This is a genomic window from Pseudaestuariivita sp. (assembly GCF_052825805.1).
Genome location: NZ_JBRBVB010000012.1, coordinates 1 through 7,574 on the forward strand (window position 1 = coordinate 1; position 7,574 = coordinate 7,574).

At 66.1% G+C, this 7,574-nt stretch carries 5 protein-coding genes; 3 read left to right on the top strand and 2 right to left on the bottom strand.

Translation table 11 applies throughout. From position 1 onward, the window contains the following. Nucleotides 1–1,586: molybdopterin-dependent oxidoreductase (locus tag ACU0B3_RS14205; protein ID WP_446261525.1), on the bottom strand; the 1,586-nt coding region annotated here is incomplete at its 3' end. A gap of 193 nt (nt 1,587–1,779) precedes the next feature. Between ACU0B3_RS14205 and ACU0B3_RS14210 the strand changes: the two genes are divergently transcribed. From ACU0B3_RS14210 to ACU0B3_RS14220, 3 genes are all read left to right on the top strand, one after another. Then, complete coding sequence (locus ACU0B3_RS14210; protein ID WP_446261526.1) at nt 1,780–2,430, top strand: histidine phosphatase family protein; 651 nt, start codon at nt 1,780–1,782, stop codon at nt 2,428–2,430. A gap of 2 nt (nt 2,431–2,432) precedes the next feature. Next, nucleotides 2,433–3,554, top strand: a complete 1,122-nt coding sequence (locus ACU0B3_RS14215; RefSeq protein WP_446261527.1) for a hypothetical protein — start codon at nt 2,433–2,435, stop codon at nt 3,552–3,554. A 92-nt stretch (nt 3,555–3,646) separates the two neighbouring features. Next, nucleotides 3,647–7,219, top strand: coding sequence for a hydantoinase B/oxoprolinase family protein (locus tag ACU0B3_RS14220; RefSeq protein ID WP_446261528.1), 3,573 nt, complete (start codon nt 3,647–3,649; stop codon nt 7,217–7,219). A gap of 235 nt (nt 7,220–7,454) precedes the next feature. Here ACU0B3_RS14220 and ACU0B3_RS14225 read toward each other — a convergent pair. Beyond that, the coding region (locus ACU0B3_RS14225; RefSeq protein ID WP_446258962.1) for an IS3 family transposase at nt 7,455–7,574 on the bottom strand (120 nt) is incomplete at its 5' end.

Below are 7,574 nucleotides of genomic sequence, written 5' to 3' on the forward strand. Positions count from 1 at the left end.
CTGACACCCATCCCCCAAAAGATCATCGCAGATTGCGCACCGGCAAAGGTGCGTGCCACGTCGCGCAGCACGTCCGCGTCGATCCCGCAGATCTCGGCCATGGCCTCGGGGGTGAAGTCCGCCAGATGCGCCTTCTCCGCCTCCCAGTTCTCGGTATAGGCGTCGATGTACTGCTGGTCGTAGAGCCCCTCTTCGACGATCACCTGCATGATCGCGTTCAGCATCGACACGTCCGCGCCGGGGCGGAACTGCAGCATGTGGGAGGCGAACCGCTTCAAAGCCTGGCCGCGCGGGTCCATCACGATGAGCTTGCCGCCGCGCTTGGTGAACTGCTTGAAGTAGGTGGCCGCAACCGGGTGGTTCTCGATCGGATTGGCGCCGATCACGATCGCCACGTCCGCATTCTCGATCTCGTTGAAGGTCGCGGTGACCGCGCCCGAGCCAACGTTCTCGATCAGCGCCGCAACGGAGGAAGCGTGGCAGAGCCGCGTGCAGTGGTCGACGTTGTTGTGGCCGAACCCCTGCCGGATGAACTTCTGGAAGAGGTAGGCTTCTTCGTTCGTGCATTTGGCGCTGCCGAACCCCGCCACTTCGCGACCACGCCCTTTGAGACCGTTTGCGGCGGCATCGAGCGCCTCGTCCCAGCTGGCCTCCCGGAAGTGCGTTTGCCAGTTGCCCGGATCCACATTCAACCCCTTCGCGGGCGCATCCTCCCGCCGGATCAAGGGTTTGGTCAGCCGGTGCGGGTGGTGGATGTAGTCAAAGCCGAACCGCCCCTTGACGCAGAGCCGTCCTTCGTTCGCGGGACCGTTGATGCCCTCGACATACTTGACCTTGTCATCCTTGATCTTGAGCGAGACCTGGCAGCCGACGCCGCAGAACGGGCAGACGCTCTCGACCTCGCGGTCGTAATCCTTGCTGTCACCCACTTGCGCCTCGTTCACCACGCTCGAGGGCATCAGGGCACCCGTCGGGCAGGCTTGCACGCATTCGCCGCAGGCGACGCAGGTGCTCTCGCCCATCGGGTCGCCCATGTCGAAGACGGGGTAGGCGTCGTGACCGCGTCCCGCCATCCCGATCACGTCGTTCACCTGCACTTCGCGGCAGGCCCGCACGCAAAGCCCGCACTGGATGCAGGCGTCGAGGTTGACCTTCATCGCCACATGGCTGTCGTCGAGCAGCGGGATGCGCGGCGCCTCGAGCTTGGGAAGGCGACTCTCGGACACGCCATTCGCCTCCGCCATGTCCCAAAGGTGGGAGGATTGGTCGTGCGCCTCCGCCCGCTCGGGCTGGTCGGCGACGAGCATCTCGACCACCATCTTGCGCGCGTTCTTGGCACGAGCGGAATCGGTCATCACCACCATCCCCTCGGACGGCTCGCGGATGCAGGAGGCCACCAAAGTGCGCTCCCCCTCCACCTCGACCATGCAAGCACGGCAGTTGCCATCGGGGCGATACCCCGGCGCAGGTTTGTGACAAAGATGCGGGATCACAAGGCCGCGGCCATTGGCGACTTCCCAGATCGTCTCGCCCGCGCGCGCCTCGACCTGCTCGCCGTCAAGCGTGAATCGGATAGTGTCGGACATGGCGCGCCTCCCTGCTGGAGGGTGTTAAAGCATGCCGCGGGACACCGTGCTAAGACCGTTCCCGACGCGGGGCAGCGGTTTTGCGGCGCGGGAGCGCCTCCGAGGTTTCCGATCCGGTACCGCAGACGCCTCTTGCGGACGGGGCGGATCGTGCCAGTATCCCGCCCATGTGTACGATCGCAGAGGTGTCCTGATGTCCGAGCTTGTCCTTGTCCGCCACGGCCAGGCCAATTCGGGCGCCAAGACCGAAGAAGAGTACGACCGGCTCAGCCCTCTCGGCCACGACCAATCGGGCTGGCTGGGGGAGTGGATGCGCGGCGCGCATATGACGTTCGACCACCAGGTCCACGGCGCGCTCAGGCGGCACCGCGAGACGCACGCCGGCATGGCGACGGGCTCCGCCGAGACCGATGCGCGCCTCAACGAGATGCAGTACTTTCCCATGGCCGAGGCGATGGAGCGGCACTGCGGCCTGGCTCCCCCCGAGGACGCCGACGCCTTTGCCGACCACGTGCCGCCCACGATGCGCGCCTGGCAGGACGGGCAGCTGCACGGCGTGCCGGACACGTGGGAAGGGTTTCACGGACGCATCGCCGCCGCGGTCGATGCGCATTGCCGGACGGACCAGCGGGTGCTGATGGTGACCTCCGGCGGAGTGATCGCCTCGATGATCGCGCGGGTGCTCGACCTCGAGATCCCGGCGCTCACCTCGGTCCTGCTGCAGACGCGCAACGCCTCGATGCACAGCTTTCGCAAGTTTCGCGGACAGTGGCATTTGCATCAGTTCAACGCCGTGCCGCACCTCGAGACGCCGGACCGCGCCCATGCGCTGACGTTTGTCTGACCATGACGGCGCCGGCGCGGATGCACTGGTGTGGGACGGGCGCCGAGGCGCTGCCGGGCCTGCTCCAGTGCCTGTCCGCTTTTCCCGAGCGGGTGGAGGTCTGGTCGGACAACCCCACCCTCGCGCGGCCTGCCCTGCCCCGCACGGCACCGACGCCGCGCGCGTTCGATCTCACCGACCTCAGCGCGGTGCTGCAACCGCGGGACATCATCATCGCCCATGTCACCGGCACGCGGCTCACTGAACTGGCGGCGATGGCGGCCAACCGCGGTGCGCATCTGGTGACGCCGCACCCAGCGCCGCCGCAGCTGTTGGCGCAGCACGCGCAAGCTATCCTGACGAAGACGACGCTGATCTCGGGATGCGGGGTCAGCCCAGGGCTGGACCTGCTGCTGATCCGGCACCTCGTCGCGCTCTACCGGGCGAGCGCTGCGTTCGATCCAACCCACCGCCTGTCGCTGGCGAGCTTTGCCGGGTGCCTGCCGCAGCACCCCCAGCCCTTTCGCGCGACGCTCGGGACCGAGGCGCACCGCCTTTTGCGCACCCTCGGCGAGCCGGCGCAAAGCGTCTCGCGGTTCAAGGAGAGCCGCGTCAACTTGCCGTGGGATGCCGCCTACCCGGTGACCCTGCCGACACCCGAGGCCGAAGAGTTCGAGGCGATCCCGCGCGGAGATGCGACAATGCTTCTGGAGGACGCGGGCTTTGATCCGACCTGGCACATCGCCGAGTTGCACCAGGCGATCCTGCGCCCGGTGGGCTGGGCGGCGGCCTGGGGACCGGTGCTCTCGCAGATCGACACGCTCGCCCCGCCCGGTGACAAGGCTGCGACCGACACCGCGCTCACCGCGACGGGCGGGGACCGGATCGTGCTGTCGGTGACGCTTGTGGCCGAAAGCGCCGAACGCCCGGTCTGGCGGCAGACGGCCACAGTGGAGGCCGTCGACAGCGACGCCGGGACCGCGCACGCCCGGCTCTGCGGCCAGCACGTCAACGCGGCACTCGGCTGGCTTTGCGGCACCGAAGCGCCCCCGCCCGGCCATACGCTCAGCGCGCAGGACGCGGACCTTGCCCGACGCTGGGTCCGCCAGATCACCGCCGAGGCGCGCCACGTCTCGATCGGGTGAAAAGCACCGGGATAGATTACGATGACAAAACGTTGACATTTTATCATCGTTGATGCCACAACGCCCTTATTGCAAGGCAAGGAGCGCGCGGCATGAGCGGACGTTGGGACTTTTGGATCGACCGGGGCGGCACGTTCACGGACATCGTGGCGCGCGATCCAGAGGGGGCGATCCACACGCACAAGCTCCTCAGCGAGAACCCCGAGCGCTATCAGGACGCCGCCGTGCAGGGCATTCGCGAGTTGACTGGGACGGACAACGCCTTTGCTGACGACCTGATCGGCGCGGTGAAGATGGGCACGACCGTCGCCACCAATGCGCTGCTCGAGCGCAAGGGCGAGCGGGTGCTGCTGCTGATCACCGAAGGGCTGACCGACCTGCTCAAGATCGGCTACCAGACGCGCCCCAAGCTCTTTGACCTCGAGATCAAGCGCCCGGACCTGCTCTACGAACAAGTGGCACCGCTGCCCGAGCGCCTTGACGCCGATGGCAATGTGCTAACCGCGCTCGACGAAGACCGCACGCGCGCCGCTCTGCAAGACGCCTTTGACGCCGGCATCCGCGCCGTCGCCATCGCCGGTCTGCACGCCTACCTCAACCCCGCGCACGAGACCCGCGCCGCGGAAATCGCCCGCGAGATCGGGTTCACCCAGATCTCCACCTCGGCCGAAGTCTCGCGCCTCGCCAAACTTGTCGGCCGAGGCGACACCACCGTTGTCGACGCCTACCTCTCCCCGATCCTCCGCCGCTACGTGGACCAGGTCGCGGGCGCTCTCGACCTCGGGCGCGCGGCCAAGGCGCTCTACTTCATGCAATCGAACGGCGGGCTCACCGACGCACAGCTCTTCCAGGGGAAGGACGCGATCCTCTCCGGCCCCGCAGGCGGCATCGTCGGCATGGTCCAGACGGCAGAGGCCGCAGGCCACGACAAGCTCATCGGCTTCGACATGGGCGGCACCTCCACCGACGTCTCCCACTATGCGGGGGACTACGAGCGGTCCTTTGAGACCGAAGTTGCAGGCGTCCGCATGCGCGCCCCAATGATGGACATCCACACCGTCGCGGCGGGCGGCGGGTCGATCTGCACCTTCCGCGATGGCCGGTTCCAGGTCGGACCGGAAAGCGCCGGTGCCGATCCGGGGCCTGCCTGCTACCGCAGGGGTGGCCCCCTCACGGTGACCGATTGCAACGTTATGTTGGGCAAGCTGAACCCAGATCACTTCCCTGCCGTCTTTGGCCCCGAAGGCGACCAGCCCCTCGACGTGGACGCCGTGCGCAAAGGCTTTGCCGCCCTGGCCGAAACCGTCGCTCAAGAGACCGGCGAGCCACCCCTGTCGCCCGAAGAGATGGCCAGCGGCTTTCTCAAGATCGCCGTCGACAACATGGCCAACGCCATCAAGAAGATCAGCGTCGAGCGCGGCCACGACGTCACCCGCTACACGCTGCAATGCTTTGGCGGCGCGGGCGGCCAGCACGCCTGCCTCGTGGCAGATGCGCTTGGGATGACCAAGGTCTTCCTCCACCCGCACGCCGGAGTGCTCTCCGCCTACGGCATGGGCCTCGCCGACATCCGCGCCTTGCGCGAACGGCAGGTGGACGCGCCTCTGGAGGACATCGACACAGCGCAGGAAGCGCTCGATTTGGTGAGCTCAGCTGCCGCGGACGAAGTGCGCAGCCAGGGCATCGACGACGTGCAGATCGAGGCCCGCGCGCATCTGCGCTACGACGGCTCGCACCAGGCGCTCGAAGTGCCTTGGGGCAGCCCCTCCGACATGCAGCAAGCCTTCGAGGACGCGCACCGCGCGCGGTTCGGCTTTGCCTCCCCCGAACGCGCGATTCTCTTTGATATGGTCAGCGCCGAGGCCATCGGCGCCACCGGTGAAGCCCCCGCCGCCAAAGCAACAGGACCCGGCGCAGACATCGCTGCCGAAGTACCGGTGACCTTTGACGGCGCATCCGCCACCGTCCCGCTCTACAAGCGCGATGACATGGCGACCGGTCAGACCCTAACCGGCCCGGCGATCATCACCGAAAGCACCGGCACCAACATCCTCGAACCCGGCTGGAGCGCCGAAGTCGACGCGATGGGCAACCTCATCCTGACCCGCACCGAGGCCAAATCGCGCAGCGAGGCGGCGGGCACGCAGGCCGATCCGATCCTGCTCGAAGTCTTCAACAACCTCTTCATGTCCGTCGCCGACCAGATGGGCGCGACGCTGGCCAACACCTCCTGGTCGGTGAACATCAAGGAGCGCTACGATTTTTCCTGCGCAATCTTTGACGCCGAAGGGGACCTCGTTGCGAACGCCCCGCACGTCCCGGTGCACCTCGGCTCGATGAGCGACTCGATCAAGACCGTGATGCGCCTCAACCCCGACGTGGCCGAGGGCGATGCCTTTATGCTGAACTCGCCCTTCCGAGGTGGCACCCACTTGCCGGACGTGACCGTGGTGACGCCTGTGTTTGTGGACGGCAAACCCGTTTTCTGGCTCGGCTCGCGCGGGCACCACGCGGACATCGGCGGACGCACCCCCGGCTCCGCCCCGCCCGATAGCACGCATATCGAGGAGGAAGGCGTCGTCATCGACAACGTCAAACTCGTCGACCGTGGCACGCTGCTTGAAGACGAAGCAGTGGCGGTGCTCGGCTCGGGCAAGTACCCCTGCCGCAACATCCCGCAGAACCTGGCCGACCTCAAAGCGCAGGTCGCAGCGAACGAGACCGGCCGGCAGGGCCTGCTCAAGACGGTGGAGACCTACGGCCTCGACGTCGTGCGCGCCTACATGGGCCACGTGCAGGACAACGCCGAAGAGAGCGTGCGGCGGGTGATCGACCAGCTCAAGGACGGTCACTTTGACTACCCGATGGACGAGGGCGCGCACATCAAAGTTGCGGTGACCGTGGACCGCTGCGCACGGACCGCGAAGATCGACTTTACCGGCACGTCGGGTCAGCAGACCGGCAATTACAACGCGCCCAAGTCGATCAGCCGCGCAGTGGTGCTCTACGTCTTCCGCACGATGGTCGGCAACGCGATCCCGCTCAACGAGGGGTGCCTCAAGCCGCTGGAGATCGTGGTGCCGGAAGGCTCGATGCTGAACCCGGAGTACCCGGCAGCGGTGATCTCCGGGAACACCGAAGTGTCGCAGGCGGCATGCAACGCCTTGTACGGCGCTTTGGGCGTGCTTGCGGGGTCTCAGGCGACGATGAACAACTTTGTCTGGGGCAACGAGGACTTCCAGAACTACGAGACGATCTGCGGCGGGACGGGCGCGGGGCCGGGGTTCGACGGCTGCGACGCGGTGCAAACGCATATGACGAACACCCGCTCGACCGACCCGGAGATCCTCGAAAAGAGGTTCCCGGTGCGGCTCGAGACGTTTGGCGTGCGGGACGGATCGGGCGGCCACGGCAAGTGGCGCGGCGGGCATGGCTGCCTGCGGGTCATGCGCTTTCTCGAACCGGTGACCGTGACCACACTCTGTTCCCACAGAGTTGTGCCGCCCTTTGGCGTCGATGGCGGAGCACCCGGCGCGGTGGGTGTGAACTGGGCGGAAATGCCGGACGGCACCCGCGTGGACCTCACGGGCAACGACGAGATCGACCTGCCCGCCGGCGCCGCCTTTGGCATGGAAACACCCGGAGGTGGGGGCTGGGGCGGATAGAAGCAAACCAGCTCAACAATTTCTCAATCTCACACTACATACGCATGAACATGGAAAGAGCTTTACCCATCGATGCGCGCTCAGTCGCGAATTGGTTCGTCCGTCGCGCGGCGGACGATGCAAGAGTGCTGTCAATCATGGAGCTTTTGAAGCTCACCTACATTGCTCATGGGTGGCACCTAGAAATTTACAAGAAACCACTAGTCTTCAATCGGACTGACGTGCCCCTAGTTTTCTAGACACCTGCCTTTTCGAGTTTGAGCTGTCTTTCTTCGAAGTCAACGGGCGACAGCATGCCGTTGTTTGTGTGCTTGCGCTTGGTGTTATAGAACGGCTCAATGTATTCAAACACATC